At 60.1% G+C, this 26,428-nt stretch carries 26 protein-coding genes; 14 read left to right on the top strand and 12 right to left on the bottom strand.

Going from position 1 to position 26,428, the window contains the following annotated elements; all coding sequences use genetic code 11:
- Positions 1 to 7: 7 nt before the first annotated feature.
- Positions 8 to 604 (bottom strand): LysE family translocator, encoded by a 597-nt coding sequence (locus tag BK670_RS13835; RefSeq protein WP_123450326.1) that lies wholly within the window; start codon positions 602 to 604, stop codon positions 8 to 10.
- Positions 605 to 658: 54 nt separating this feature from the next.
- Positions 659 to 1,495 (bottom strand): AraC family transcriptional regulator, encoded by an 837-nt coding sequence (locus BK670_RS13830; protein WP_123450323.1) that lies wholly within the window; start codon positions 1,493 to 1,495, stop codon positions 659 to 661.
- A 136-nt stretch (positions 1,496 to 1,631) separates the two neighbouring features.
- On the opposite strand from BK670_RS13830, the gene BK670_RS13825 reads away from it, so the two are divergent.
- The 12 genes from BK670_RS13825 (at position 1,632) to BK670_RS13770 (ending at position 16,059) form a co-directional block, all read left to right on the top strand.
- Positions 1,632 to 1,907, top strand: coding sequence for a hypothetical protein (locus BK670_RS13825; RefSeq protein WP_123450321.1), 276 nt, complete (start codon positions 1,632 to 1,634; stop codon positions 1,905 to 1,907).
- A 67-nt stretch (positions 1,908 to 1,974) separates the two neighbouring features.
- On the top strand, positions 1,975 to 2,898 hold the full coding sequence (locus tag BK670_RS13820) for a bifunctional helix-turn-helix transcriptional regulator/GNAT family N-acetyltransferase (protein WP_123450319.1): 924 nt from the start codon (positions 1,975 to 1,977) through the stop codon (positions 2,896 to 2,898).
- 1,097 nt (positions 2,899 to 3,995) lie between these two features.
- Positions 3,996 to 5,042 carry an isopenicillin N synthase family dioxygenase gene (locus tag BK670_RS13815; RefSeq protein ID WP_123450317.1) on the top strand — a complete coding sequence of 349 codons (1,047 nt, stop codon included), beginning with the start codon at positions 3,996 to 3,998 and terminating at the stop codon, positions 5,040 to 5,042.
- 27 nt (positions 5,043 to 5,069) lie between these two features.
- Positions 5,070 to 5,879 carry a MetQ/NlpA family ABC transporter substrate-binding protein gene (locus tag BK670_RS13810; protein WP_123450315.1) on the top strand — a complete coding sequence of 270 codons (810 nt, stop codon included), beginning with the start codon at positions 5,070 to 5,072 and terminating at the stop codon, positions 5,877 to 5,879.
- Complete coding sequence (locus BK670_RS13805) at positions 5,876 to 6,676, top strand: methionine ABC transporter ATP-binding protein (protein ID WP_123450313.1); 801 nt, start codon at positions 5,876 to 5,878, stop codon at positions 6,674 to 6,676. Before BK670_RS13810 ends, BK670_RS13805 begins: the two co-directional genes overlap by 4 nt.
- Entirely contained in the window at positions 6,673 to 7,344 is a 672-nt protein-coding gene (locus BK670_RS13800) for a methionine ABC transporter permease (RefSeq protein ID WP_123450311.1), read from the top strand. Before BK670_RS13805 ends, BK670_RS13800 begins: the two co-directional genes overlap by 4 nt.
- Before the next feature lie 8 nt (positions 7,345 to 7,352).
- The gene (locus BK670_RS13795; protein ID WP_123450309.1) at positions 7,353 to 8,909 is read left to right on the top strand and encodes a sugar ABC transporter ATP-binding protein; all 1,557 of its coding nucleotides are present in this window, start codon (positions 7,353 to 7,355) and stop codon (positions 8,907 to 8,909) included.
- Positions 8,902 to 9,927 (top strand): ABC transporter permease, encoded by a 1,026-nt coding sequence (locus BK670_RS13790; protein WP_123450307.1) that lies wholly within the window; start codon positions 8,902 to 8,904, stop codon positions 9,925 to 9,927. Before BK670_RS13795 ends, BK670_RS13790 begins: the two co-directional genes overlap by 8 nt.
- 23 nt (positions 9,928 to 9,950) lie before the next feature.
- Positions 9,951 to 11,006, top strand: a complete 1,056-nt coding sequence (locus BK670_RS13785) for a substrate-binding domain-containing protein (protein ID WP_123450305.1) — start codon at positions 9,951 to 9,953, stop codon at positions 11,004 to 11,006.
- Positions 11,007 to 11,164: 158 nt separating this feature from the next.
- Positions 11,165 to 11,830 (top strand): sulfite oxidase-like oxidoreductase, encoded by a 666-nt coding sequence (locus BK670_RS13780; protein ID WP_123450303.1) that lies wholly within the window; start codon positions 11,165 to 11,167, stop codon positions 11,828 to 11,830.
- A gap of 451 nt (positions 11,831 to 12,281) precedes the next feature.
- On the top strand, positions 12,282 to 14,669 hold the full coding sequence (locus tag BK670_RS13775) for a TonB-dependent receptor plug domain-containing protein (protein ID WP_123450301.1): 2,388 nt from the start codon (positions 12,282 to 12,284) through the stop codon (positions 14,667 to 14,669).
- On the top strand, positions 14,659 to 16,059 hold the full coding sequence (locus tag BK670_RS13770; protein ID WP_123450299.1) for an APC family permease: 1,401 nt from the start codon (positions 14,659 to 14,661) through the stop codon (positions 16,057 to 16,059). The genes BK670_RS13775 and BK670_RS13770 overlap by 11 nt, the downstream gene beginning before the upstream one ends.
- 143 nt (positions 16,060 to 16,202) lie before the next feature.
- On the opposite strand, the gene BK670_RS13765 is transcribed toward BK670_RS13770, so the two are convergent.
- The 3 genes from BK670_RS13765 to BK670_RS13755 all read right to left on the bottom strand — a co-directional run bounded on the left by BK670_RS13765 (position 16,203) and on the right by BK670_RS13755 (position 19,580).
- Complete coding sequence (locus tag BK670_RS13765) at positions 16,203 to 16,664, bottom strand: DUF3574 domain-containing protein (protein ID WP_123450297.1); 462 nt, start codon at positions 16,662 to 16,664, stop codon at positions 16,203 to 16,205.
- A 108-nt stretch (positions 16,665 to 16,772) separates the two neighbouring features.
- Positions 16,773 to 19,157: a DUF3772 domain-containing protein gene (locus tag BK670_RS13760; RefSeq protein ID WP_123450295.1), complete on the bottom strand. Its 2,385-nt coding sequence runs from the start codon at positions 19,155 to 19,157 to the stop codon at positions 16,773 to 16,775.
- A gap of 168 nt (positions 19,158 to 19,325) precedes the next feature.
- Positions 19,326 to 19,580: a hypothetical protein gene (locus BK670_RS13755; RefSeq protein ID WP_123450293.1), complete on the bottom strand. Its 255-nt coding sequence runs from the start codon at positions 19,578 to 19,580 to the stop codon at positions 19,326 to 19,328.
- A 217-nt stretch (positions 19,581 to 19,797) separates the two neighbouring features.
- Between BK670_RS13755 and BK670_RS13750 the strand changes: the two genes are divergently transcribed.
- Positions 19,798 to 20,505, top strand: coding sequence for a class I SAM-dependent methyltransferase (locus tag BK670_RS13750; RefSeq protein ID WP_123450291.1), 708 nt, complete (start codon positions 19,798 to 19,800; stop codon positions 20,503 to 20,505).
- A 121-nt stretch (positions 20,506 to 20,626) separates the two neighbouring features.
- On the opposite strand, the gene BK670_RS13745 is transcribed toward BK670_RS13750, so the two are convergent.
- Both BK670_RS13745 and BK670_RS13740 read right to left on the bottom strand, forming a co-directional pair.
- Positions 20,627 to 20,785 carry a DUF2986 domain-containing protein gene (locus BK670_RS13745; protein ID WP_123450288.1) on the bottom strand — a complete coding sequence of 53 codons (159 nt, stop codon included), beginning with the start codon at positions 20,783 to 20,785 and terminating at the stop codon, positions 20,627 to 20,629.
- A gap of 121 nt (positions 20,786 to 20,906) precedes the next feature.
- The gene (locus BK670_RS13740) at positions 20,907 to 21,362 is read right to left on the bottom strand and encodes a VOC family protein (RefSeq protein WP_123450286.1); all 456 of its coding nucleotides are present in this window, start codon (positions 21,360 to 21,362) and stop codon (positions 20,907 to 20,909) included.
- Positions 21,363 to 21,488: 126 nt separating this feature from the next.
- Here BK670_RS13740 and BK670_RS13735 point away from each other — a divergent pair, with 126 nt between their 5' ends.
- On the top strand, positions 21,489 to 21,962 hold the full coding sequence (locus tag BK670_RS13735; protein WP_185036788.1) for an anti-virulence regulator CigR family protein: 474 nt from the start codon (positions 21,489 to 21,491) through the stop codon (positions 21,960 to 21,962).
- A 39-nt stretch (positions 21,963 to 22,001) separates the two neighbouring features.
- Here the strand turns inward: BK670_RS13735 and BK670_RS13730 are convergent, their stop codons facing one another.
- The 5 genes from BK670_RS13730 to BK670_RS13710 form a co-directional block, all read right to left on the bottom strand.
- Positions 22,002 to 23,543 carry a methyltransferase regulatory domain-containing protein gene (locus BK670_RS13730; RefSeq protein WP_123450283.1) on the bottom strand — a complete coding sequence of 514 codons (1,542 nt, stop codon included), beginning with the start codon at positions 23,541 to 23,543 and terminating at the stop codon, positions 22,002 to 22,004.
- A 168-nt stretch (positions 23,544 to 23,711) separates the two neighbouring features.
- A complete protein-coding gene (locus BK670_RS13725; protein ID WP_123450281.1) occupies positions 23,712 to 24,194 on the bottom strand; it encodes a GNAT family N-acetyltransferase in 483 nt (160 codons plus the stop codon).
- A 410-nt stretch (positions 24,195 to 24,604) separates the two neighbouring features.
- Positions 24,605 to 24,925 carry an isochorismate lyase gene (locus BK670_RS13720; RefSeq protein WP_123450279.1) on the bottom strand — a complete coding sequence of 107 codons (321 nt, stop codon included), beginning with the start codon at positions 24,923 to 24,925 and terminating at the stop codon, positions 24,605 to 24,607.
- A gap of 45 nt (positions 24,926 to 24,970) precedes the next feature.
- Positions 24,971 to 26,053: an NAD(P)/FAD-dependent oxidoreductase gene (locus tag BK670_RS13715; protein WP_123450277.1), complete on the bottom strand. Its 1,083-nt coding sequence runs from the start codon at positions 26,051 to 26,053 to the stop codon at positions 24,971 to 24,973.
- 136 nt (positions 26,054 to 26,189) lie between these two features.
- On the bottom strand, positions 26,190 to 26,384 hold the full coding sequence (locus BK670_RS13710; RefSeq protein WP_123450275.1) for a PLDc N-terminal domain-containing protein: 195 nt from the start codon (positions 26,382 to 26,384) through the stop codon (positions 26,190 to 26,192).
- Positions 26,385 to 26,428: the final 44 nt, after the last annotated feature.

Below are 26,428 nucleotides of genomic sequence, written 5' to 3'. Positions count from 1 at the left end.
TGTGTTGTTAAGCCAGGACAGTCAGCCAAGCCGAAAGCAGCAGCAACAATGCCAGTGCCGCGTTCATTCGCTTGAACGCTTTCGGCGAACCCATCAACCGCGCGCTGCCCACACCCAGCAATGCCCAGAACGTCATGCACGGCAGCGACACCAGCAGAAACGCCAGTGACAACACCAGCAAGCGCAGGGTCTTGTCGCCACCGCCGACAAACACGCTGACCACTGCCACCGCCATCATCCACACCTTCGGATTGACCAGTTGCAGCAGGGCGGCGCCGAGCACGCTGAAACCTTCTTCCTGCGTATCCGTAGGGTCCAGCGATGGCGGCGTGCTGCGAAAGATCTGCCACGCCAGCCAGCTCAACCAGAGCACACCGCCCCAGGCCATGGCTTGCTGCACGCGCGGGTAGCGCAGCAGGGTCTCGCCGGCACCGAGGCCGACCACCAACACAATCAGCGCCGCCGCCGCGCAGGCGCCAAAAATGATCGGCAGCGTGGCAAGCAAGCCTTGGCGCGAACTGTGGCTCAACACCAGAATATTGGTCGGCCCCGGCGTGATCGAGGCAACGAATGCAAACAGCAGAAAGGGCAATAATGACGCCATGTTCCGGATTCCCTGAAATGAAAACAGGCATCCATGATCGCCAGTCGACGTGCGTCAGTCTGGAAGGTTTGAGCAGCGCTTGCGGTAGTCGGCGGGGGTGAGTTGGTAGGCGCGGCGGAACCAGCGACCCAGGTGACTCTGATCGGCGAAACCAAGCACACTCGCCACCTGCGCCGGCGTCTCCCCCCGGGCCAGCAACTGCCGCGCCTTGGCCAGGCGCAACTGGATCAGGTAGGCGTGCGGCGCCAGGCCAAAGGCTGACTTGAACGCTCGGCTCAGACGGAAACGGTCCACCCCGCAGACCCGTGCCAGGTCATCGAGGCCGATATCTTCATAGGTATGCGCATGCAGATAATCCCGCGCCAGTTGCGCCACCAACGGCAGGCGCGGATCGAAAACCTGGCGCTTGCGCCAGTCGAGATGGCGCGTGAGCGAGCTCAGCAACCCGTCGACGGCGGTCTGCCGGACGATGCGCAGATCACCCTCATGCAACGCATGGAAAGCGTGACTGATCGCTGTGGCCAGACGCGGGTCCTGACTCAGCGTGTCGGCAAAACCGGGCTGGCTGTCGGACGGTGCGTCTTCGAACAGCGCGTGCATTTCACGCTCCAGCCAGTGCGGATCGAGGTAGAGCATCGAGTAGGTAAAACCTTCCTCGGTTGGCGCCAGGCCATCGTGGATTTCCCCCGGCTCCAGCAGGAACACGTTGCCCGGCGTACTGCGATGGCGCACACGGCGACAATTGAATTGCTGCACACCTTGCTCGGTAACGCCGACGAGGAAACTGTCATGCCAGTGCGGATCGTAGGCATGTCCCTGAAAATGAGCACGAATCGATTCAATCCCGGTGTCGACATCCTGGGACAGCTCGATCCAGTTGCGTTTATCCACGAAGGCTCCAGAGTTCGCCATTGAAGGTGCGGCCCCATAAAATACCGCGCAATGATCATCGACGTTTAGAAGATTTGTGCAGGTGAGGGGGCTAGACTCTGCAGGTCATGACCCCTTTGTCGGCAGGTGAAACACGATGCTCAACCGATGCTCGCTCTGGGGCATGCTTACCTTGATCGGCCTCAGCCTGACGCTTGTCGCAGGCTGCTCCAGCCGAAAACACTATCCGCCGTCGGGTGTTGGCGATGCCTGCTATGCCAAAGCCTTGCCGACGGTGGGCGAGGGCGGTCTGGCGTGGGGCTCCAGTTTGAACATGGCCCGGCAGAAGTCGATGAACAACTGTATTCGTTATGCCGGGCGCTCCGGTGGCACGCCGGACACCTGTCAGGTGGTGTTGGCCAAGTGCCGATAGCTTTCTGTTGACATGGTTGCTTAAGGCAAATATATAGTTGCCTTAAGCAATTATCCGGGTATCTGCCATGTCCAGCAGCCATCTTCTCGCGCAAGCCGACGTCGTGCGCGGCTTCAATCGCTTCTACACCCATCAGATCGGCGTATTGCAGGAGCATCTGCTGCAAAGCGATTACTCGCTGACCGAGCTGCGGATCCTTTATGAGCTGGCCTCGCGTGGCGACCTGACCAGCGCTGATCTGCGCCAGATGCTGGGGCTGGATGCCGGCTACATGAGCCGGATTATCAGTGGTTTCGAGAAGCGCGGCCTGATCCAGAAAGTCCCGTCGCCCACGGACGCCCGCGCTGCGCAATTGCACCTTACCGACCTGGGCCGCGAAATCCTGATCCCGCTGGAAAAGGCCTCCCGCGAACAGATCGTCGCCATGCTCGAGCGATTGCCTGAACCGCAGCAGAAGCAACTGAGTGGCGCCATGACGCTGATCCAGACGCTGTTGGAAGGCAATAAGGACTCGACTTACGTGTTACGCGATCCGCAGCCCGGCGACATGGGCACGGTGATGCAACAGCAAGCCGCACTGTATACCCGCGAATACGGCTGGAATTCGCAGTTCGAGGCGTTGGTGGCGGAGGTGGTCGCCAAGTACCTGCGCGATTACGATCCCACCTGTGAGCGCTGCTGGATTGCGGAAAAGGACGGCAAGGTCATCGGCTCCGTGTTCATCGTCCGCCAGGACGCCACCACCGCCAAACTGCGCATGCTCTACGTCGACGCCAGCGCGCGGGGCCTGGGTATTGGCAGTCGTCTGGTCGAGGAGTGCCTGCGCTTTGCCCGGCAGATTGGCTACAAGCACATGACCTTGTGGACGACAAGCAACCTGACGGCTGCGCGCAAGATTTATCAGAAGGCCGGGTTTGAGTTGGTGGAGGAGGAAGCGATTCACAGCTTTGGCAAGGATTTGGTGAGTCAGACGTGGGCGCGGGCGTTGTGATCTTTTCCGTACCCGCCTGAGTCAGCGGTAACCGTTGATTTCCAGGCGAAAAAAAACCGCCTTTGCGGGGCGGTTCTTTTGCAAACCTCGGTTTGCGGTCGAGGTTTGATGCTTCACTAGCCGAACTGACGTGTGAGGATAGTATGAGCCTTGGTGCCACCTTGCAACGGTAATCTGGTCTTTTGAACGATTTTTTCCAGGCTTGTTTATTTCAGATAAACAGACAGAAATAACGTTTTACAAAAGCGAGAATTCTCTCTGCGTGAGACCCATTAATTGAAGGTTATGATGTCGGCGCTCAGGTGTTGGCTCTGCGGTGAGGTCTGGCTGGAAACTTAACGGTTTCATTCCCTCTGACACGGTTTTGCACCCGTGCCGGGATGATTGGCTCAGAGGGTTTTCAACCGGCCGCCTCACTAGCCGAACTGACATTTAGGCTGAAGGCAAGCATGGTCCGGTAAGCTTGCCGGAGGTTTGGCCCCCAGCCCTGGAGGCCAAAACGTATGAAGCTGTTGCTGCGTACGCTGAGCCTTGTATGGAGATTGTTTAAAGCATTTCGCTTTTACGAGTTCCTGCGAGACCATTTTGACGACCTGAAGTAACGGCCGTTGAGGTGGGAGAAGCCCGTTTCAGTTTCGACTGGAACGGGCTTTTTTTGTTCTTTAAAGGCTGTCAAAAGTAGGATTTTTATATATTTGATTTCTTGGTTGCGTAGGCCATTTCTTCGGCGAGTGTAGGCATAGTTTAAAGCCCTCACTCCAACGTTCTTCTGGAGGCAGAGGGGCTGACCGAGGTGATCTTAAACGCTACGCCGACCTGAACGATTTTTGCTGAATCCATAATCAACACGCTTTTTCAGGTCGATGTCTAACGCAGGACGACGCGGTCGGCTCCCTCTCCCTCGGGAGAGGGCTGGGGAGAGGGGAAATCAGGCCTAAGGTAATGCGAAAAAGATATTGGCTACGCTTTTTTAAGATCGTTTAGTTTTGTCTCAACGACGAATCAACACGCATCAAACCGATAGACCCCGATTGCCATGACGGCGCACGCTGAATCGATCACAGGTTCTTCAGGTTTGATTCACACGGGAGTGAATCATGCCGCATACCCTCGACATCACCACATTGCCGACGCTGGATCTGTCGCTGTTCGAAGGCACGGCGCAGCAGCGGTACGAATTTCTTGAAAACCTGCGCCACGCCGCCCGCGATGTAGGGTTCTTCTACCTCACCGGTCACGGTATCGACAGCGACTTGCTCAAGCAGGTACAGGCCCACGCCCGACAGTTCTTCGCTTTGCCCGACAGCGACAAAACCGCCGTCGGCATGATCAACTCACCGCACTTTCGCGGGTACAACCGTGCCGCTTCGGAGATCACCCGTGGCCAGCCCGATCTGCGTGAACAGTTCGATCTGGGCGCCGAGCGCGAGGCGCTGCCCTTGCAGGCGGACAGCCCGTTTTGGGCGCGGCTGCAAGGCCCCAATCAATGGCCGGCGGCACTGCCGGAACTGAAACCCTTGCTGCTTGAATGGCAGGAGGCGATGACGCGGATGTCGTTGCGCCTGCTACGTGCCTTCGCGCAGGCACTGTCGCTACGCGCCGATGCGTTTGATCAGCTCTACGGCGACAAACCCAACGAACACATCAAACTGATGCGCTATCCCGGTCAGGCGAGCGAGTCGAGCCATCAGGGTGTCGGCGCGCACAAGGACTCCGGTTTCCTCAGCTTCCTGCTGCAAGACCAGCAGGCGGGTCTGCAGGTCGAGATCGAAGCGGGGCGCTGGATCGACGCGTTGCCGCGTGAAAACACCCTGGTGGTGAATATCGGCGAACTGCTCGAACTGGCCAGCAACGGTTATTTGCGTGCCACGGTGCACCGGGTGGTGTCGCCGCCCGAAGGCAGTGAACGCCTGTCTGTCGCGTTCTTCCTCGGCGCGCAACTGGATGCCGTGGTGCCGCTGTATCCGCTGCCCACCGCACTGTTGCGCGAGGCGCGCGGGCCGGCGAGTGATCCGCTCAATCCACTGTTTCGCGATGTCGGCTGGAACTACCTCAAGGGCCGTTTGCGCTCGCATCCCGATGTCGCCCAGCGCTTCTACGCCGATGCGCTGCTGCCGCCACCGCCGGCTCGTCAATCCGCCTGACTCATCACTCGCTCAAGGACTCCGCACATGATCAAGAAAGCAGGTTTGACCCTGGCCGTGCTCGGCGCGCTGGTGACTTCATTCGGTGTGCAGGCGCTGGAACCGTTGCGCGTCGCCGCCGATCCGGTGCCCCACGCGCAGATTCTCGCGTACATCCAGAAAATCGATCCGCAACTCAATCTCAAAGTCATCGAGATCCCTAACGGGGTGAACTCCAACGAGCTGTTGGTGCACGGTGATGTCGACGCCAATTACTTCCAGCACCTGCCGTACCTGAAATCCCAGGAACAGGCGCTTGGCGAAAAACTCGCGGTGGCGGCCACGGTGCATATCGAACCCTTGGGCATCTACTCGCACCGGCACAAAAGCTTCGCCGACGTGCCGGTAAAAGGCACCGTCGCCGTGCCCAACAACGTCACCAACCTGAGCCGCGCGCTGTACCTGTTGCAGGACAATGGCCTGATCAAGCTCAAGCCCGGCTTCAACGACCCGGCAGCGGATCAGGCGACGCCCAAGGACATCGCCGAAAACCCGAAACAGCTGAAGATCCTGGAGATCGAATCGCCGCAGATTCCGCGCTCGCTGGACGACGTCGATCTGGCCGTGATCAACGGCAACTACGCGCTCGACGCCGGGCTGGTGCCGGCCAAGGATGCCTTGGGCCTGGAGAAGGCCGAGCACAATCCCTACGCGAACATTCTGGTGACCACGCCCAGGCTCGAAAACGATCCGCGCATCGCGCAACTGGCCAAGGACCTGACCTCGCCACAAGTGGCCAAGTACATCACCGAGCACTTTGCCGGTTCGGTGATTCCAGTGGCGGGCGACAAGCCATGATCGCCGTCGAGCAGTTGAGCAAGACTTATCCTTCGGCCGCGCAACCGGCACTCGATCAAGTCTCGCTGAGCATTCCCGACGGCGCGGTCTACGGGATTCTCGGGCGCAGCGGCGCGGGCAAGTCGACGCTGCTGCGCTGCCTCAACCTGCTCGAACGTCCAGACAGCGGACGGATCCTGCTGGATGGCGTCGACCTGACGACGCTGTCGGTCAGCGACCTGCGCCGCCAGCGTCAGCGCATCGGCATGATCTTCCAGGGCTTCAACCTGCTGCATTCGCGCACGGTGTTCGACAACATCGCGGTGCCGCTGGAGATCGCCAAGGTGGGCAAACCTTGGCGCCATGTGCGCGTTCGCGAACTGCTGGAACTGGTCGGTTTGAGTGACAAAGCGCAAGCCTTTCCCTCGCAGTTGTCCGGTGGCCAGAAACAGCGCGTCGGCATCGCTCGCGCCCTCGCCGCAGAACCGGCGTACCTGCTTTCGGACGAGGCCACCAGTGCGCTCGACCCGGAAACCACCGAATCGATCCTGCAATTGCTGCGCGACATCAATCGGCAACTCGGCGTGACCATCGTGTTGATCACCCATGAACTGGAGGTGGTCAAGGCGATCTGCGATCACGCCGCGTTCATGGCCAATGGGCGTTTGGTCGAGGCCGGTCCAGTGCCACGGTTGCTGGCCGATCCGCAATCGCAATTGGGTGCCTCGCTGCGACCGACTTGTGGCTTGCCGCTGGGTCACGCTGCGCCGGGTCTGAGTTTTCTCAAGCAATATGGCGTAAGGGCGGCGCACTCATGAACCGCACGGTCAATTGGGATGAAATCCTGCAACTGGTGTTCAACGCCACCGGTGAAACCTTGTACATGGTTCTGCTCGCAGGGCTGTTCACGCTGCTGATCGGTTTGCCGCTGGGCGTGTTGCTGTTTATCAGTCGCCGCGACGGACTGCTGCCGATGCCACGCTTCAATGCTGCTCTGGGTGGCGTGGTCAACCTTGGCCGCTCACTGCCCTTCGTGGTGATGCTGATCGCCCTGATCCCGCTGACGCGGCTGGTGGTCGGCACGACGCTGGGCAGCACCGCCGCGGTAGTGCCGATCACCATTGGCGCGTTTCCGTTCTTCGCCCGCATCGTCGAAAACGCTTTGGACGAAGTCGACAAGGGCCGCATCGAAGCGATCCTCGCCATGGGCGGTGACATCGGCCATGTGATCTTCAAAGTGTTGTTGCCCGAAGCGCTGCCGGCCTTGCTGGCCGGGATCACGTTGACGTTGGTGATGCTGATTGGGTTTTCCTCGATGGCCGGCGTGATCGGCGGCGGTGGGCTGGGTGATCTGGCGATCCGGTATGGCTATCAGCGTTTCAACAATGAAGTGATGGTTGCCACGGTGGTGGTGTTGGTGATCCTCGTTCAGGGCGTGCAAAGCCTGGGCGATCGATGGGTTCGTTCGCTGGCGCATCGCCGCTAAGGAATTGTATGAGTGTGCCGGTTGCCGTCGTACGCGAACCGCTGATTCGTGTACGTGAGCTAAGCAAAGTATTTGGCGCGAGCCGGGCGCTGAACGCGGTCAGCCTGGACATCTTTCCCGCCGAGGTAGTGGCGCTGCTTGGTGCCAATGGCGCCGGCAAGTCGACCCTGGTGAAGATTCTGGCGGGCAGCCAGACCGCCGACGCGGGCGAGATCTGGCTGGAGGGCGCGCCGCGTCAATTCACTTCGCCGCTGTCGGCGCGGCGCTTCGGTATCGTTGCGGTGCACCAGCAGATCAACGAGGGCATTGCGCCGGGTTTGAGCGTCGCGGAAAACCTCCTGCTCGATGAACTGTGCAAACCGGATGCGGACTTCTGGCTCAATCGCCAACGCCTGTTGGCACGCGCCGCGAGTATTGCCGCCGGGCTGGGTTTGACCTTGCCGCTGGAGCAGCCGATCGAACTTCTCGGCCAGGCTGAACGGCAGTTGGTGGTGCTCGCCCGGGCATTGGCGTTGCAGCCGCGTCTGTTGATTCTGGATGAGCCGACGGCAGCGCTCTCCGATGCCGAGGCGCAGCGCTTGTTTGCCTTGATCGACACATTGCGCCATCGCGGCGTGGCGATCCTGTACATCTCCCATCGACTCTCCGACCTGCAACGGGTGGCCGATCGCGCCATCGTGCTGCGGGATGGCCAGTTCGCGGGCGAGTTCACGGCGCGGCAATTGCCAGGAGCGGTGGGCGCCATGCTCGGGCAGGCACTGGCCGAGCATGTCTATCAGCCGCGCGTGGCCGGGCGCGAGGTGTTGAAACTCAACGCCATGCAAATTCTGTCGCGTTCTGCCGCGTTCGATCTGACCCTGCACGAAAACGAAGTGGTGGTGCTGACCGGGCTGTTGGGCGCCGGTAAAAGTGAAATCGCCGAGGTGCTGTTCGGCCTGCGTAAAGCGCTGTCGGGCCGCGTGCAACTGGATGGTGTTGCGTGGCACGCAAACTCACCGCGCCAGGCCATTCAAAGCGGGGTTTTCTTCGCCGCCGAAGACCGCGCCAGTCAGTCACTGGTGCCGGACTTTTCCCTGCGCCGGACCTTGACCTTGCCGTTTCTCGAACGCTTCAGCCGTGGCGGTTTTATCCGCAACCGCGCCGAAGCCGCGGCGGTCGAGGCACAGGTGGCGGCGCTGGGGATCAAGACTGCCGGCATCGATGTGCCGATGACTGCACTGTCGGGCGGTAATCAACAGAAAGTCTTGCTTGGTCGCTGGCTGCTCGGCGAAGGCCGGGTATTGATCCTCGATGAACCTTTTCAAGGCGTCGACGTGCGCGCCCGCCGCGACATCGGCCAACTGCTGCGCGACAGCGCCAAGGGCCGGGCGACGCTGGTGATTTGCGCCGACGTCGATGAAGCCCTGGAAATTGCCGACCGAATCCTGCTGGTGCGCGATTATGCGGTGGTCGCCGAGTACCCGCGTGCCGGCCTTAATCGCGCTGATCTGGTGGCCGCGTTGGCCGGCAACGACGTGACCGAACATTCCCTTCAAGCCACGCCAAGGAGCAGAGCGAGTGCCTGATTCAAGTTCACTGTTATCGACCGAGCCGGCGCGCACTGAGCGATTGCTGCACGGGTTGATCCGCTACGGCCTGCTGTGGTTGATGGCGCTGATCGTGGTGTTTTTCAGCGTGGCGGAACCAGCATTCCTGCGCGTCGGCAACCTCTTCAGCATCCTGCAATCGGTATCAATCGTCGCGCTGCTGGCGCTGGGTGTCACGCTGACCATGGCCGTCGGCGGCCTCGATCTGTCGATTGGCGCGGTGGCGGCGATGAGCCTGATGATCGCCAGTTACGTGATGGTCGTGCTCGGCTGGGGCGCGGTGCCAGCGGTGTTGATCAGTCTGGCGGGCGGCGCGTTGGTCGGCCTGCTCAACGGCTGGCTGATCGTCAAACTGCGGGTGCCGGACATTCTCGCGACGCTGGGCAGCATGTTCCTGGTGATCGGCGTGCAACTGATTCCCACTGGCGGACGTTCGATTGCAGTGGGCATGACCTTGCCCAGTGGTGAGGAAACCGACGGTACGTTCAGTGCTGCGTTTCTCGCACTGGGGCGCGGGCGATTGTGGGAGGTAGTGCCGATTCCGGTGTTGATCACGAGCGTGGTGGCGATCGCGGTGTGGTTATTTCTCGAACGCACGCGCATTGGTCGTTTGTTCTATGCCATTGGCGGCAACGAGCAAGCGGCGCGACTGGCCGGTGCGCCGGTGCAGCGCTTCAAGTTGTTGGCTTACGTGCTCTCGGCATTGCTGGCGTCGCTGGGCGGCTTGTTGCTGGCGGCGCGCCTGGGTCGTGGCGACGTCAGCTCGGGCAATGGCCTGGTGCTGGATGCCCTCGGCGCCGCGTTGATCGGTTTTGCCGTGCTTGGCGCGAAGAAGCCTAACGCATTCGGCACGCTGGTCGGCGCGCTGCTGGTGGCGGCGCTGCTCAATGGTCTGACCATGCTTAACGCGCCTTACTACGCGCAGGATTTCGTCAAGGGACTGGTGTTGGTGCTGGCCCTGATGTTCACGTTCGGCCTCGCGCATCGGGCGCGTTGAGCCGCTTCATTCAAGGAAGTTGTATGCACGGTTCAATCAAGCAATTTGCCCGTCATTGCCTCGCCGGCGCGTTGCTCTCGGCCGTGGCGCTGAGCGCTCAGGCCAAAGCCTTGCCCGGCGCACCGGCGCCGTTCGACAAAGGTCAGGTACAGATTGCATTGGTCGGTTATTTGTTCTCCGGGGACTTCCCCGAGGCGTACTTGCGTGGCGTGGAACAACAGACCGAAGCGCTCGGTGCCAACCTGCGGGTATTCGATGCCCGGCAGCAAGCGGCGAGTCAGGGCGAGATGATCGATCAGGCGATCGATTTGGGTGTGGACGGCATCATCGTTCAGCTCGGCCTGGCCGAAACCCTGAAAGCGCCGATCGACCGGGCGATTGCCAAAGGCATCAAAGTCGTCGCTTTCGATGTTGATCTGAACACGCCGCAAGTGACCCAGGTCGAGCAGGATCACCATGCGCTGGCGCGTCTGGCGCTGGATCAAGCCGTCAAGGACAACGGCACAAAGTTCGATGCCGGCTATGTGTATATCAGCGGCTTTACGCCGATGGAGCGCCGCGACGAAATCTGGAGTCAGGTGAAGAAGGCCAATCCGGGGATCGTCGAGAAGGCGCGCTTCGGCACGTTGAATCCGCCGATCGCCAACTCGGTGGCGGATCAGGCCAGCGCCGTACTTCGCGCCAACCCGGGCATCAGCGTGATTTTTGCCCCGTTCGATGAGTTCGCCAAAGGCGCGAAAATCGCCGTGGACGAGGCAGGGCTGACGAGCAAGGTGAAGATCTACAGCGCCGATATTTCTACCGCTGATATTCAGATCATGAAAGAGCCGGACAGCGCCTGGGCGGCGACGGCGGCGGTCAACCCGCAAGTGGCCGGGGCGATCAGCGTGCGCAGTCTGGCGATGTTGATTGCCGGGGAAAATCCGGGGCATCAGGTGCTGGTACCGCCGACGCTGATTACCCGTCAGCAGTTGCTGGATCTGGATGTGAAGAACGTTCGAGATCTGGCGCAGAAGCTCCCGAGCTTCGGTGATACCGCGAATGTCGCGCGGGCTTCGTGGATTCCAGTGGCCAACTAGAACATTTGTCACGACATCGCCCATGTGGGAGCGAGCCTGCTCGCGAAGAGGTCTGATCAGTTGATATCTCTGTTGATTGACCCACCGCTTTCGCGCGCAGGCTCGCTCCCACAGGGGTAACGCGTAGTTGCGCAAACTGAGGAAGTTCTGGAGCTTACATGCACAACAAAGCTGACCGCTTACGCAAAAGCCGTTCCCCGAAATCCGATCCGGCGCTTGGCAATCGACTGCCTCCAGGCCAAGTGCTGACGGAGCGATTCCCAATCCTCCACGAAGGCGAAGTACCGGAATACGACCTCGTCAACTGGTCGCTGCGCCTGTTCGGTAAGCTCGCGCGGCCGATCGAATTGCGTTACGCCGATCTGCAGGCTCTGCCGCAACGGCAACTTCGCTGCGATATTCATTGCGTGACACGCTGGTCGAAATTCGACACCGAATGGAGCGGGGTGCATCTGCAGGATTTGTTGCAGGCGCTCGATATCCAACCGACATCGGCTTTCGTCATGGCCCATGCCGACCACGATTACCAGACTAACTTGCGACTGGATGATCTGTTGCACTCCGACACTCTGCTGGCCACCCACTACGCCGGCCAGCCGTTGAGCGCGCAACATGGCTGGCCGCTACGGCTGGTGGCGGCGGGGCGGTATTTCTGGAAGAGTGCCAAGTGGCTGCGCGGGCTGGAATTTGTTGAACAGGAACAGCCGGGTTTCTGGGAGCAGAACGGCTTTCACCTGCACGCTGATCCGTTTGCCGAGCAGCGATTCAGTGGGGATGAACTGGATATCGCTGAGGATGTCTGGCTGGAAAAAGAGTTCGATTAAGACTCCAGGACGCAGCCTGTTGAAACATTGGAATACGATCAACCTGTGGGAGCGAGCCTGCTCGCGAAGGGGCCGGGCCAGTTGCCTTTTTGGTGACTGATCCACCGCTTTCGCGAGCAGGCTCGCTCCCACAGGGTGATGTATTCCGCACCTTGCTTAGTTGTAGATTAGTTGGTTCAGGTGTTGGCTCAGCAACACTTCTGTTGAACTAAGAACAACTTTTTAGAGCGATCTAACCTAAGCGTTATTGGTTCTTTTACGCCCCGCAGCTGCTCGTCTAGCATCGAGTTTCAAGGGGAAACGACTCACGCTGGGGAAACTGCAACTCACCGTAAAAAGCCTTCACTGCCTTCCAGAAATTTAAAACTACAGCAGACATTGCCGCGCATTGATTGCCAAACTTTATTGTTGGCAACGGCCGGGTATTAACTGCGATTCAAGGAGCTGTTATATGCATTACCGTTCCCGTTCATTACTGGCGGCTGCCGTCGTGTCCGCCATCTGGCAACTTCCGGCCAGCGCCGAAGAAACCTCCGCCAGCGCCGACAGCGAATCCCGACTTGGCACCGTACTGGTTACCGGTACTCGCGGTACTTCGCGCACGGTGCTGGATTCGCCAGTGCCGGTCGACGTACTCACCGCCGAAGACCTCAAGTCCGCTGGCGCCGCTGACGGTGAATTGGGCGCGGCGTTGCAGACGCTATTGCCATCCTTCAGCCTGCCGCGCCAATCCAACTCCGGTGGCGCCGACCATGTGCGCGCGGCGCAACTGCGCGGCATGAGTCCCGATCAGGTGCTGGTGCTGGTCAACGGCAAGCGTCGCCATACGTCAGCGGTGGTCAACGACTCTTCGAAGATCGGTCGCGGTACCGCTCCCGTGGATTTCAACTCGATCCCGCTCAGCGCGATCAAACGCATCGAAGTGCTGCGTGACGGCGCCGGTGCGCAGTACGGTTCAGACGCGATTGCCGGGGTCATCAACATCATCCTCGATGACGCCCCCGAGGGCGGCGAAGTGTCGACCGGTTATGGCGCCTATTACACCCATCAAGACGCCATCGACAAGACCACCACCGACGGCCAGAACAGCGTGACCACCGCGAAGATCGGCACGCGCCTGGGCGAGGAGGGCGGGTTTATCCGTGGCGGCACCGAATACAAGGATCGCAACCCGACCAACCGCGCCGGTTTCGACGGTTTTGCCGATACTCCCGGCCAGCGCAACTATGTAATGGGCGACGGCGTCGCGCGTGACGTTAACCTTTGGTTCAACAGTGAGCTGCCGCTGGCGGGCGGCAAGGCCTACAGCTTCGGCACCTACAACCAGCGCCACACCACCGGCGCCGAGTTCTATCGCTACCCGTACGAACAACCGCAGTTCTACCCCAACGGCTATTTGCCGCAATCGCTCGGCGACAACAAGGACGTCTCCGCCACCGCCGGTTTCAAAGGCCTGATCGGTGACGAGTGGGACTTCGACAGCAGCGTCACTCACGGTCGCAACCGCTTCGATGGCTCGACCCGGCGCACGCTTAACGTCAGCCTCGGCGAAGACTCGCCAACCCAGTTCGATACCGGCGATTACGAGTTGCGCCAGACCACCAGCAACCTCGATTTCAGCCGTGAACTGCGCCTCGGCGAGCGCTCGTTCGTACTGGCGGTCGGCGGCGAATACCGTTACGAAAACTACCTGACCTACGCCGGTGATCAGGCCTCTTACATCGGCTCCGGGGCAGACGGCGCCAACGGCCTGCGCCCGAGCGAAGAGTCGGATCTGGATCGCAACGTGTTCGGCACTTATGCCGAGTTGTCCGGCGATCTCACCGATCGCTTGTTCGTCGATGCCGCCACGCGTTGGGAGCATTACGACGACGCCGGCAGCAAACTCACCGGCAAACTCAGCGGTCGCTACAAACTCACCGAACAATGGGCCTTGCGTGGCGCGGTGTCGAACAACTTCCGCGCGCCGTCGCTGGCCCAGAGCGGTTTCCAGAACACCACCAGCAACTTCGGCGATGGGGGCACGCTGACCGATATTCGTGTGCTCTCGGTCAACGACCCGATCGCCCGCGCACTGGGCGCCGAGAAGCTTGATCCGGAAACCTCGAAGAACTTCAGCCTCGGCCTGACCTTCCAGTTGAACGAACGCTTCGACGCGTCGCTGGACGTGTTCCGCATCGACGTCAAAGACCGCATCACCTTGTCGCAGCGCATTGGCAGCGACGCCTTGGAAAACTACATCAACGACAACTTCGGCGTCGCCGGCGTGCACGACGTCAACTTCTTCACCAACGCTGCGGACACCAGCACCCACGGCGCCGAACTGGTGCTCAACTACCATCAGCCGTTCTACGAAGGGCAACTGGGCCTGACCACCGCGTACACCTACAACCACACCAAAGTCACCAGCACCAAAGGCACGCCATCGCCACTGACGGCACTGGGCATTGGCAATGACGCCCTCGTTGGCGTCGAGGAAACCAACACCCTGACCGACGCAGCGCCCAAGGATCGCTTCATCGTTTCCGCCAATTGGGCCAGCGAGCATTGGGGCCTGCTCGGGCGCTTGACGCGCCAGGGCGAGACCACCCGGGTGTTCGATTTCGGTGACTCGCAACCGGAGCAAACCTACGGTGCCGTGTGGCAACTGGACGCCGAGGTGGCTTACAAATTCACCCCGAAATTCAACATTGCCGTGGGCGGCAACAACCTCACCGACAACTACCCGGAGCGTTCCGGCTCGGCGATCAACTACGGTGGCAACCTGCCGTACGACGTGCTCTCGCCAATCGGTACCAACGGCGCCTACTACTACGCGCGCGCCACCTATGGGTTCTGACGCGGGACCGGGGCGGCATCTGCCGGTTTTTCAGGCGTTGCTGATCACGCTGGGCATGGTGATCACCACCGATATCCTGAAAACCGCGCCGACCGTGGCACTCAACGTTGGCCCGGAGCATTTCTACCTGGTGTGGGTGCTTGGTGGTGTCGCGTCGATGATCGGTGCACTGTGTTTTGCCGAGATGGCCACGGCGTTTCCGCACCCGGGTGGTGACTATCATTTTCTGCGCACGGCGTATGGCGAGCGCATGGGTTTTTTGTTCGCCTGGTCGCGGTTTTCGGTGATGCACACCGGGTGGATTGCCTTGTCGGCGTTCATGTTTGCCGATTACGTCAACGCGGTGGTGCCGCTGGGGCAGTACGGTTCGGGGCTGTTTGCCGGTGCGGTGATAGCCGCGTTGGTGCTGCTCAATCTCACTGGCAAGCACATTGGTTTTATCACTCAAACCTTGTTGGTGGGGCTGCTGGCGTTGGGTTTTTTGAGCATTGCCAGTGCCGGCGTTTTTTTAGTCTGGCAAGGTATTGAACCGCCTGCGCCTGCTCTCTCGCCCGGCGCCGAAAACACCGGCATGGCCGGCTTCTCGACGGCGATGATTTTTGTCTTTCTGGCGTTCGGTGGCTGGAGCGACGCGGCGACGTTATCGGCAGAAGTGCGTGATGGCCGACGAGGGATGTTCATTGCCATGCTCGGTGCGCTGAGCGTGCTGATGGCGATCTATCTGGCGCTGAACTGGGCGTTTGTCGTAGGTCTGGGGTTTGCCGGACTGGCGGCCAGCAATGCCCCGGCCGTGGAGTTACTGAACCGCGCATTCGGTGCACCGGGTGTCCTGCTGATTTTGCTGATGGTCGGTATCGCCGCGATCGCGACCATCAACTCGACCCTGCTGGTCGGTGCCCGCACCACCTACGCTGCCGCGCGCGATGTGCCGCAACTGCGCAGTTTCGGCGCCTGGGACGACCGCGATGGTGTACCGCGCAAAGCGTTGCTGGCAGAAGGTTCGGTGGCGTTGCTGCTGGTGCTGTTCGGCAGTTTTACCCAGAGCGGTTTCAATACCATGGTTGAGTACCTGACCCCGGTGTACTGGCTGTTCTTGAGTCTGAGCAGTGTGGCGCTGATCATTCTGCGACGGCGCTTTCCCAAGGTGCCGCGGCCAGTGAAGGTGCCGTTGTATCCGCTGTTGCCGCTGCTGTTTTTCGGCTTGTGCCTGTACATGCTGTATTCCAGCGTGACGGTGGTGGGGTATGGGGCGCTTTTGGGGATTGCGGTGTTGCTGGTGGGGGCGGTGATTCTGGCCGGGTTGAGCCGACTGACGCCAAGCCCTCACCGCAGCCCTCTCCCGGAGGGAGAGGGGGCCGACCGAGGTGTCTTGCGTGATACATCGACCTGAAAGACCGAATCGATTATGGCTTGAAGCAAATACAGGTCGAGGTCGATTATGGATTCAGTGAAGCACGTTCAGGTCGGCGTATTCCTCCAATATCCCCGGATCGGTTCCCTCTCCCTCGGGGAGAGGGTTAGGGTGAGGGGCTTCTAGAACGACACCTCCGCCGGCTGCGACAACCGCAACACCGACAAGTCCCCGGTAATACGCTTGTAAGCCAAGCGAATCGCCTCGATGTTGGCCACATTTTTCGCACTGTTCTCATGCAAGATCACAATCACCTTGGTGCTTAACCGCTCAGGCTCCTTCGCGTCTTTATCCCGCCACTGCCCGTAGGCATCCAACACACTGAAACCATCGGGAAACCGTGACGTAACCTCCTGATCAAGAAACTCACGCCAGCGCGCCGGACTGACCGCACCGTCCTTGCCATCAATCGACCCCACCGAAAAATACAACTCGGTGCGAATCCACTGCGCCTGCGCTGGCCGCGAGGCATCGCCTTGCAGGGTCGAACTGGCGGGATCATGGGTGTGAACAGAGGCAGGAGGAGGGCTGGCGCAACCGGCGACGGCGAGGAACAAGGCCGCCAGCAAAAGACGTTGAGGCATGGAACATCCTTATTGAACGATGGGTGAACCGCTCGAGTATAAGGTTGCGCTCTGACCGCCAATAAAGACCGAAAAGGCAGGCATTTAGGCGCTTCGGGAATAACCCGATCAGGTCGTCCCGGCCGGTTTCGCCAACGCGATTCCCGCCGCTCCAAGGCGCTTGAGAATCTCGAACAACAAATCACTTTTGGTCACCCCGACGATCCTCGGGCTGCCCACATAACCGGTCACCGTCAGGGTAATCCCGTCCGGCGACAACTTGCTGAAGCGCACGAACGGTGCCGGTTTGTCGAGGATGGTTTCGTTCTCCCGGTAAGTGTTGAGCAACAGCTCCTTGACCTCTTCAGGATCGATGTCCAGCGGGAACATCAACTCCAGCGACGCCACGCCTTGCGCACTGCCGCCCAGCGTCACGTTGCGCAGGTTCTGCGAGATCAGTTGCGAGTTCGGCACGATGACGATCGAGCGGTCGCTGAGCTGGATTTCCGTGGCGCGCACGTTGATGCGGCGGATGTCGCCTTCGACGCCGCTGATGCTGATCAAGTCGCCGACCTTCACCGGTCGTTCGGTGAGCAGAATCAGGCCCGAGACGAAGTTCTTCACGATCTCCTGCAAACCAAAGCCGATGCCCACCGACAATGCACTGACGATCCACGCCAGATTGGTCCACTGCACGCCCAGCGACGACAGCGTCAGCAGAATCACGACCGCGTAACCGATATTGGAAAACAACGTGCTCAACGATGCGCACATGCCAGGATCCATTTCGGTCTTGGGCAGGAATTCATTGTCAAGCCAGCGGCGCAGGGCGCGGATCAGCCAGATGCCGATCATCAGCGCCAGCACCGCATTGAGCAGGTGGCCGGGGACGATGTTCAGCTTGCGCAACCCGGCGCCGCCGAGAATCGCTGTGATATTGCTCACCAACTGCCCAAAAGTGGTGCCAATGCCGCCGACAAACAGAGCGATGACCGCCAGCAGCATCAGCGCGGCCCGACTGAAACCGGAGAGCAGAATCGAGATCTGATCGAGGCGTCGATCACCGATGCCCAGTAGCTGTTTGAGCGCCTTGCCGCTCGCATGCCTGGGCGAAAACACATGCTCGCAGGCATCCTTGATCAACTGGACCAGCAGGTAGAAACCCGACAAGACGATGTACGCCCACACCAACTCATAACTGATGAACCGCGCCAGCGACACGTAGCCGGCGAGCAGGGCAATCGCCGAGACGAACATCGAGACGCTGGCGATGGTGTAAATCACCCCGGCAAACGTACTGTTCGCCGCTGCCGCATCATTGGCCGCGACCAGTGCCTTGCGCACCTTGCCGACGCGCAGCAGCAGGACCGTCACGATCGCCAGCACGACGATCGAAATGACCCCGCGGCCGGCAATCACGATCTGGCTGCTCATGCCGGTGGCATTGCTCACCTGCACCAGCGTCACCAGCACCAGTAACGAGCAGGACAGAGTGCGCGGGTAAGGTTTGAGCGCCAGCGCTACCTGATCGGCAATCGCCGGCAGGCGCCACGAAGGATGCTCGGTCGACAGCAACGCGCGGCTCAATCCGGTGAGCAGCACGCAGGCATACACGACTTTTTCGAACTCTTCGGAGAAGGTTTCCAGAACGGGTGGCAACGCTTGATGACGGGTGCAAGCGTAGAACAGCAGTTGCAGGGCAATGGCGGTGGTGGCGATGGTCGCCAGCGCCGAGGCGAACGCCAGCGCACTGCGGCGCAGGCGACCCTCGGGCATGCGGTAGATGCATACCCAGGTCAGACCGCGTTCGGCCAGTCTGCGGCCGACCGTCCAGATGACCAGCGCCAATAGCACCAAGATACTGGTGAAGAAACTTTCGCCCGGCGCCCAGACTGTGGCCCAGGTGTCACGCACTTGAGCCACGAAAAAACGCAGACGCTGACGATCATCATCGGTGGGACTTATCAGCGGCGACCAGAAGTACGGGCTCAACACGCTGTCAGTGCCCAGGGTCAATTCGCTCTCGAGCAACGTGCGGCGAATGCCGGCGATCTGCGTAATCAGATCCGCCGCGCTCTGCTTCAATGCCGCTAGGCTCTTCAGCGTTCCGTCGACCTTGCTTTTCTGCTCCGCGAGCGCTGCCCGTTGCGCGACGATATCCGCCTGTTCCGCCGCCAGATCAGCATCCGGCGCCGCCCCCAGCACTCCCAACTGCACCGCCAATTGCGCCTGCTGTGGCAGCAGTCCCGCCGACAACCGATCGATATCCAGAATGAACGCCTGCACCCGGTCCTGCGGGCCTTCGAGCTGGTTGTAATTGTTCGCTGCGGAAATCTGTTGTTTGAGGCCGTCGAGGCGTTGTTGCAAGGCCTGCAGTTCGCTTTGCGAAATCACCGGCAGCGGCGCGGCGGCGGTGGTTGCCGGCGCCGGCAGATCGGCTGCCCACAGCGCCGGACTGCCGCCAATAAACAGCATGACCGCGACAAAAAACAACGACTTCAATGGGTTGCGCATGGGGGGGCGGGCCCGAATTGATCACACAGTCTATGAGGTTAGGTGATCGAGGCGATTGGCGAGGAAAAGTTTCGCGCAGAGCAGGGCAGGTGAGCGGAGCTTGCAGACGCAAAAAGCCCGACGGGTGAGGTCGGGCCTTTCTTCGGTGACTGCGGTGAAGCGCTGCATTCAGACTGCGCGGCGTTCGAGCAAACGGTCGGAACCACCTTCGGCAACGGCGTCGCTGAACAGCGGGTCGGTTTCGGTGGCAGCGGCAACGGCATCGCTGAACAGTGGGTCGGTTTGAGTAGCCGCCGCAACAGTGCGTTGTTCCAGCAGACGATCAGCACCGCCCTCGGCGACCAGAGGCTGAGCAGGGGCAGCGGCAAAAGCATTAAGTGCGAAGAGCGAGAAAGCGATGCTGAGAAGGGCTTGGCGTTTCATGAGTGTGTGGTCCGAGGTGTAGTGGTTGGGTCTGGAGCCGATCTTACGCCGTGAGCCTGATAAGAGAACTTCATTGAGTTAATGGCTGTTATTGATGCGACTAATGAGTGAGTGTTCAAGGCGTATTCCACATGGGAATGCAGCATATGAAATTAATGAATTTTTCTTATCTCAGTTCACGGCGTAACTTCAGGTCAAAGAAACAAGGAGCCTCGCCGTGAACCCGAATCCCGCAGCCAAATTTGACACCTCCCGCGCCAGCGAATACGCCCGCCAAAGCCGCATCGCGCTGGCCGGCTACGACGCCTGCCACGATCTGACGGCCTGCATGTTGGCGGCCAGCCTGGGCTCGCGTCCGGCCAACATACTGGTGGTCGGCGCTGGCGGCACGGCGCAGGAAATCATTGCGATGGCCGCACTGGAGCCGCAATGGCATTTCACCGCAGTCGACCCTTCCGTACCGATGCTGGAAACCGCGACTGCGCAGTTGCAAGCCAACGATTTACTGCACCGAACCCAGGTGCTTCTTGGCCACGTCGAAGACCTGCCGGCTGCCGCCTCATTCGATGCGGCGACGTTGATCGGCGTGCTCCATCATCTGAACGGTGACGAACCCAAGCGCCAGATCCTGCAAGCGATTCAGGCACGTCTCAAACCGGGCGCGCCGCTGATTGTCGCCGGCAATCATTACGCCTATGCCAGTCAACCGTTGTTGCTTCAGGCGTGGGCGCAGCGTTGGCGGCAGCAGGGCGCCAGTGCCGAGGAGGTCAAGGCCAAGCTCGGCAAGATTCTGCAAGGCGCCGATCCGCCACATTCTGAAGCGGCGGTTCAGGCGCTGTTGCATGAGGCCGGGTTTGGCGAAGCGACGCGGTTTTTCAGCAGTTTGTTTTGGGGGGCGTGGCTGGCGTGTAAAACGCTTTCTTGACGTATTCCCTGCTTCGCCCGCACCGAAAAGATGTAGCCGACGGAGCGAGGCGAGGGTGGCGGAGAAAGACCTCCGTATCGAGCGGGCGCTGCTGAACATCTCCGCTCTCGTAGAGCAGGAATCAGCTCTCGCTGGTATCGGTTGGTTCCACCGCTGCCTCAGCCTCCAGTTTCGCCCGCTCGGCCTTGCTGATGTACTTGGGCTTTTTCGGTGCCAGTTTGGCGCTGGCCTTTTTGGCCTTTTCCTTGAACAGCTGCTGCAGTTTCTTTTGACGATTCATGTTTTCTATCCGGCCTGCTCTTGCGCTCAAAAAGGGACGAATCCTGACGTAAGCGTCGGGCCAAGGCAATGCCCATTCCTCACATCGCGATAAAGTCGCGCACAAGGATATCGCACAACCCTCAGGCAAACGCCGCCTCGATAAACGCCCCAAGCGCCTGCTCTTCAAGAATCTCGATCGAGAAATGCCCGAAGCGCTTGGGCAGCCAGATGATGCGGGCTCCGGAGGGCGATTGCAGGTTCTCGCGGGTCAGCGGCTGACCGTTTTCATCTTCTGGCTGCACCCCGCTGGCGAGCAGTTCGTCGTAGGCCAACTCGATATCAGGAGTCGTGTAGCAATGGCGGTAAATCATGCCTTCGCCCACCGTATCCAACAGATCCTTGAGATTCCCCGCCAGCGGCTGAACCAGCATGAAGCGTTCCTGACCGATCAGCGCGACGGCATAGCGCACGTGCAGGCCACCACGATTCCAGATCTGCGTTGTGGAGATCCGCGCCTTGAGGATCTGCGCGTAATAGGCACAGGCTTCTTCGAGGTCGTTGACCAGTACGTCGATGTGGCTGAATTTCAAATCCATGAAATAGCTCCTGTCAGGCAGTGTCGATGGACTGGGTTGTAATCGACGAGCGGCCAGTCCGAATAAACTAAGCTGATGTGTAACGTCAAGATGACACAGGAGCAACCCACCATGAAGGCGCGCCACATGACCAAGTCACGCACGTTGATTGCAACTATTACTTCCCTCGCGCTGGTGTTCAGCTCGGCGATGGCATTGGCTGATCCCGGTAACGGAAAAGGTCAGGGGCAGGGCAATGGCAAGGGCAATTCGCAGAACGTGCAGGGCCACGGGAACCAGAAAGGTAATGGCAACAAGGGCAACAACGCCGGCGGTGACTGGGGTCATGCCCCCAGTATCGATCGCGGCAATGTGCTCGGGATTGTCGGCGGCTATCGCGACTACTGGAGCCCAGGGCCTGCGCTGCCACCGGGCATTCAAAAGAACCTTGCGCGCGGCAAACCATTGCCGCCCGGTATCGCGAAAAAGCTCGATGGACGCCTGGTCGGTCATCTGCCGCATTACGATGGGTACGAATGGCAGCAGGTGGGCACGGACCTGATACTGGTCGCGCTGGCCACCGGCCTGATTTATGAGGTGCTCAACGGGGCGTTTGATTAAGATTTTCTTCCCGCACCACTGCGCACCCCCCCACCCCGATCAGACGATTTTTAAAGCGCTCAGCACGATCAGCGATTGCTCGGCGAATGCCTGGGCCTGTTCGGTAAGCGCGGCGATGTTGGCTTCGGCAGTGGTCAGTGGTTGGCCGTCCTTGACCAACACTTCGTTTTGTTCGGCGATGACGCTCCACGCCAGTTGCGCCCACTCTGCCGGGTGTTGTTTACCTTGGCGGATTGCAATGAGAAACAGTTGCTGGAAGCGGCTGACCATGACGCCACCACCGGTGACCGGGCTGCTCAACACCTGAATGTCCGCGTTGAACAGCGCGCGCTTGCACAGTTGCAGGTTAAACGCGGCGCAGCGTTCGTACACCAGCGCCTCGGCGGCTTCGCTCTGGCAAGGGGCTACCGCGCCCATGCCGACCAGAATGGCGATGGCCTGTTCCAGATCGTCATAGGCGATTGGCGACACCGCATCGAGCAACTGCTGCATCGTTTGGGCTTCATACGTCTGGCCCGCGAGTGCATCGAGGACCGGGCCGTAGATTTCCGCTTGCAGTGACGCTTCGCCAGCGGGGCCGGTGACGCTGGACGCTACGGTTTCTGCCGGTTGCATCAGGACAAATCGCGTATTGAGCATGCGCGACCGGCGCTCGGCTGCGCATAGCCGGTTGGCACCACGCACGTACAGATCACGACGGAAAGACTGATTGACGAAGTAGTCACGTGCCTGCTCACGCATCACCGGGTGCTCGACACCGTCGAGAAAGGCCAGGGCTTCGCCACTCAGATTGAGTGCATCGACCGAATCCAGCGGCACCGCCGTCGTCACGTAATCGAGCTTGGCCGGGGCCAGCGCATCGACCATGTCGGCGAAATACATGCAGTTCCAGTCGCGATTGAAATATTCGTGGGCGACGTATTGGCGGTCCTGGCCTTTGATGGTCTGTAGCCGGGCACCCAGACTTGGCGCGGCCATGGCGTACTTGGGGTTGGCCGCCAGCAGCGCTTCGGAAAACTGCAACGCGGCGTCGATGCGCTGATCCGGCCGCGTCGAATGATTGGCGAAGCGGTCGTGCAGGCTGAACAACTGGCGCAACGGCGCGGCAGGCGACCAGCCCGGGAATGCGTTGTAGCTGACGTACAGATGACCACCCGGTTTGAGGTGGCGTCGGGCGAACTCGACAATCAGCTTCTGGTTGTCGCGGCTGACCCACGTCCAGATGCCATGCAGGCTGATGCTGTCGAACTGTGGCAGATCCGTGCGCGCCAGCAGTTGTTCGAAGCTGTCGTCATACAGCCGCGCACCGTTGTTGCCCAGCGTTGCGAGTTCAATAGCATGGGCTGCCTGACCGGGGTGGAAGTCCGTACCGACGAAGCCACCGGGGCTGGCCGTGGCGTGGATATTGATCGACACACCCTGACCGAAGCCGAGTTCGCAGTGATAACCGTCGGGATTGTCCAGACCGGCAACGCCGCGCAACAACAGGCAGTAACGCTGGAAAACCGGATTGATTTCCCGGCTATAGCTGTAGGTGTAGCCTTCATCCGTGAAATAACCTTCGTTCCAGGCGTTGCTCATGGGTGCAGCCTCTTGAATCGTAATGGAAAGTGGCTCTTGTGTGGAGGTGGACTTGCGTCGTGAAAGCCTCTCGGAGCCCACCATGAGGTTGTCGGCAGGATCGAACCATCCGATAGGGTTCGTGCTGATATTTCGCAGCGGTTATTCATGCTCTGAGTTGTCCGCTCCTCACAAACGCACGCCCATCTCCAGGGCGCGGGTCTCGAAGCCGAACTCGGCATACATACGCACCGCGCGCTCATTGAACGGCCATACCGTTAAACGCAAATCCTGCGCATCGTGCTCAATGGCCCAGTCCTTGACGCGTTGAATCAGCGCGCGACCAATACCTTTGCCCCAGAACGGCTCGGCGACACACACCGAGCCGATGCGTATCACGTTCTGCGGTTGCATCAATGGGCCGGAACTGGCGGACAGGGTGGCCGTAATGAACGCAACGGGCCGCTCACCGGCGTTGGCGATGAAGACGATCTGGCCGGGCTTCTCGAATACCCCGGCCCAGTGCGGCAAGTCGCGGGCAAAATCTTGGGTGGCGGCGGCATAGATATCGGGGCGGGCGGCGTGGTGGACCGAGTTGAGCAATTGGCCCAGCTCGCACATCGCCAGAGCATCTTCGGCGGTGGCGGTTCGGTAGGTCATGACTTCTTCCATGAATAGCGCTCCTTGATAGTGTGGGGGATCCGGCGGGGTGGTTGAACATACGCCTTGAGCGCTGCACGGGCTTCCAATCCTGCGTTAAACGGCGAAATTATGCATCCCGAATTCTGTGGGTGTTTCAACGAAGCAAGGTACGGCTGGGTCGTTTTTTCAGGCAAATCTGTGCATTGAATGTTTTTACGTCAGGCGAATAATCGAGCGCTCGAATCCTTTGCAATTGGGCAATATATGGAAGATTTTCGCGTTGATCTCGACGACATTTATCGTTTAATTGGCCGCCTCGATCAGGCCGACGAGGTAGTGGTAGACCTCCTGATAGGCGAACGCGGTGTTCTTGGGGGGCGTCAATGCTGCTCTCCTTGATTATCAGCCTACGGCGCAAACGGAAGATTGCGCCAAAGCAGTCAGCTGTCCGTCTGCGCCGCTGCCCAGTGCTTCATCTCTTCAGCAATGAAGTGATTGACCAGGTCGCTGTACATTTTCTCAATGGCGTCTGCATTCAAACCTTCGTTTTCGGCCCAGTCGCGACGGGTTGCCAACATCGCCTGAAAACGCTCCGGTGCCCGCACTGAGGTCGCCGAGGTCTTGAACTTCGAGGCCGCGAGTACGTACTGAAAGCGCTTGCCCAGCAGTTTGATCACCGCTTGATCGAGTCGGTCGATTTCACTTCGAATATCTTGCATGTCCGCACAGTCGGCGGGTTGTAACGTGTTGATGACGTCCATGTGCGTCTGTGCCTCTCGAGTGGTTGTTGATAGTGCGACCGGTTTTCAGCGGGTAAGAGCCGCGTTGTCTGTGCCGGAGTTCAGAAAAAAACGCTCTGGGCGGCACGGTGCAAGGGCCGCCGATGACTGGCGATCCAGCAGCTCTTCACTGGCGAGGCGCCCGACGATTGCCGCGAGCGTTACGCCGGGATGCATCGCGCAAACATAAACCCCGCCAATGCCGGGCAGGAAGCCCACGATGGGAATACCGTCAACAGGCATGGGCCGGAATCCGACGGCGACGGTTTGCGGCTCTATGGAAGCAACGCCGTGAAGCTCGTGTCGTATGGCTTCGGCGGTGTGCCAGGCGATGTCTGTCGGCGAGTTGCCCGACGCTTCTCCCAGATAATCTTCAGCGGCCACCAATGCGCCGTCGGCACTTTGCCGAATTTCCATTGAGGGGCTGGAGATGATGCCTCTGACGAGGCCCGGTTGGGCCGTGTAACGGATGAAAATGGCGGGTGATGCGTCGATGGGCAGGGAGGCGTTGAGCATCTGTGTCAACTGCCGGGTGCCGGTCCCCGCGGCAAGCACAATAAGGTCGGCATCAAACGTGCCCGCTGTAGTATTAACGCCGGTGACATCTGCGTTGCAGGTTTGGAAACCGGTCACTCGGGTTTGCGTGAGCAATTGCGCGCCCAGCGCCTGGGCGCCGGCAATCAAGGCGTGGGTGGCCTGCACGGCGTCGAGTGCGCCTTCTTCCGCGCGATACAGCGCGCAGGGTGGGGGATTCTTCAGGTGGGGTTCGCGGGCAAGCACCTCGGTAGCTGATAGCAGCGTCGCAGCAGCAGGATGTCCTGCAGATTCGCTGTACGACAGCGCTCCGGTCCATTGAATCTGCAAGTCCGGCAGCTCGGTTTCGAGTCGGTGGTACGCTTCGATGGCCGCACCGCGCAACGGCGCAATCGGATCAGCCCCGGCGTACGTGGTATTGATCCAGGCGAAGGAGCGTCCGGTCACGCCGCTCGCAATCTCGCCGGCCTCGATCAACCTGACGTGCGCGCCTTTGCGTGAAAGGTGATACGCCAGGGACGCGCCGACGATGCCGGCACCAATCACCACGATTCGTTGAGGTGCTTTCTGTTCCATTTCAACATTCCCTGTTGTCGACGGCTGATCGTGCAGCAGGGTGGGTGATTTGAGCAACCAGAAAAAGCCCGGCCGAAGCCGAGCTCATCCTCTTGTAACGACTTAGGCGGCGAGATTCAAAACTTGTCGTTGATGCTCACTGCTGTACCACGTGCTTGGGCCCCGCCAACGCCCAGGCAATCAGCCCGAACAACGGCACAAACACGATCAGCACAATCCACACACCTTTATTGCTCGCTTTGCCCTCGCTCTTGCGCACCCGATTGATGGCCCAGAGTTCGATAAGCAGAAGAACTGCCGCCAGTACGATCCACACGGTTTCGATTTGCATTGGCTACCTCCTGATAGTCTGTTCGTTAGGTGGCGTGGGGTGCG

It is taken from the genome of Pseudomonas fluorescens (genome assembly GCF_003732425.1).
Classification (GTDB): Bacteria; Pseudomonadota; Gammaproteobacteria; order Pseudomonadales; family Pseudomonadaceae; genus Aquipseudomonas; species Aquipseudomonas fluorescens_BE.
This window is presented reverse-complemented; position numbering and strand designations above follow the sequence as displayed.

Excerpts from the sequence above, each read along its gene's own strand:
- BK670_RS13835 (WP_123450326.1), bottom strand. The coding sequence starts at position 604 with ATGGCGTCATTATTGCCCTTTCTGCTGTTTGCATTCGTTGCCTCGATC.
- BK670_RS13825 (WP_123450321.1), top strand. The coding sequence starts at position 1,632 with ATGCTCAACCGATGCTCGCTCTGGGGCATGCTTACCTTGATCGGCCTC.
- BK670_RS13820 (WP_123450319.1), top strand. The coding sequence starts at position 1,975 with ATGTCCAGCAGCCATCTTCTCGCGCAAGCCGACGTCGTGCGCGGCTTC.
- BK670_RS13815 (WP_123450317.1), top strand. The coding sequence starts at position 3,996 with ATGCCGCATACCCTCGACATCACCACATTGCCGACGCTGGATCTGTCG.
- BK670_RS13810 (WP_123450315.1), top strand. The coding sequence starts at position 5,070 with ATGATCAAGAAAGCAGGTTTGACCCTGGCCGTGCTCGGCGCGCTGGTG.
- BK670_RS13805 (WP_123450313.1), top strand. The coding sequence starts at position 5,876 with ATGATCGCCGTCGAGCAGTTGAGCAAGACTTATCCTTCGGCCGCGCAA.
- BK670_RS13800 (WP_123450311.1), top strand. The coding sequence starts at position 6,673 with ATGAACCGCACGGTCAATTGGGATGAAATCCTGCAACTGGTGTTCAAC.
- BK670_RS13795 (WP_123450309.1), top strand. The coding sequence starts at position 7,353 with ATGAGTGTGCCGGTTGCCGTCGTACGCGAACCGCTGATTCGTGTACGT.
- BK670_RS13785 (WP_123450305.1), top strand. The coding sequence starts at position 9,951 with ATGCACGGTTCAATCAAGCAATTTGCCCGTCATTGCCTCGCCGGCGCG.
- BK670_RS13780 (WP_123450303.1), top strand. The coding sequence starts at position 11,165 with ATGCACAACAAAGCTGACCGCTTACGCAAAAGCCGTTCCCCGAAATCC.
- BK670_RS13775 (WP_123450301.1), top strand. The coding sequence starts at position 12,282 with ATGCATTACCGTTCCCGTTCATTACTGGCGGCTGCCGTCGTGTCCGCC.
- BK670_RS13770 (WP_123450299.1), top strand. The coding sequence starts at position 14,659 with ATGGGTTCTGACGCGGGACCGGGGCGGCATCTGCCGGTTTTTCAGGCG.
- BK670_RS13765 (WP_123450297.1), bottom strand. The coding sequence starts at position 16,664 with ATGCCTCAACGTCTTTTGCTGGCGGCCTTGTTCCTCGCCGTCGCCGGT.
- BK670_RS13760 (WP_123450295.1), bottom strand. The coding sequence starts at position 19,157 with ATGCGCAACCCATTGAAGTCGTTGTTTTTTGTCGCGGTCATGCTGTTT.
- BK670_RS13755 (WP_123450293.1), bottom strand. The coding sequence starts at position 19,580 with ATGAAACGCCAAGCCCTTCTCAGCATCGCTTTCTCGCTCTTCGCACTT.
- BK670_RS13745 (WP_123450288.1), bottom strand. The coding sequence starts at position 20,785 with ATGAATCGTCAAAAGAAACTGCAGCAGCTGTTCAAGGAAAAGGCCAAA.
- BK670_RS13740 (WP_123450286.1), bottom strand. The coding sequence starts at position 21,362 with ATGGATTTGAAATTCAGCCACATCGACGTACTGGTCAACGACCTCGAA.
- BK670_RS13735 (WP_185036788.1), top strand. The coding sequence starts at position 21,489 with ATGACCAAGTCACGCACGTTGATTGCAACTATTACTTCCCTCGCGCTG.
- BK670_RS13730 (WP_123450283.1), bottom strand. The coding sequence starts at position 23,543 with ATGAGCAACGCCTGGAACGAAGGTTATTTCACGGATGAAGGCTACACC.
- BK670_RS13725 (WP_123450281.1), bottom strand. The coding sequence starts at position 24,194 with ATGGAAGAAGTCATGACCTACCGAACCGCCACCGCCGAAGATGCTCTG.
- BK670_RS13720 (WP_123450279.1), bottom strand. The coding sequence starts at position 24,925 with ATGGACGTCATCAACACGTTACAACCCGCCGACTGTGCGGACATGCAA.
- BK670_RS13715 (WP_123450277.1), bottom strand. The coding sequence starts at position 26,053 with ATGGAACAGAAAGCACCTCAACGAATCGTGGTGATTGGTGCCGGCATC.
- BK670_RS13710 (WP_123450275.1), bottom strand. The coding sequence starts at position 26,384 with ATGCAAATCGAAACCGTGTGGATCGTACTGGCGGCAGTTCTTCTGCTT.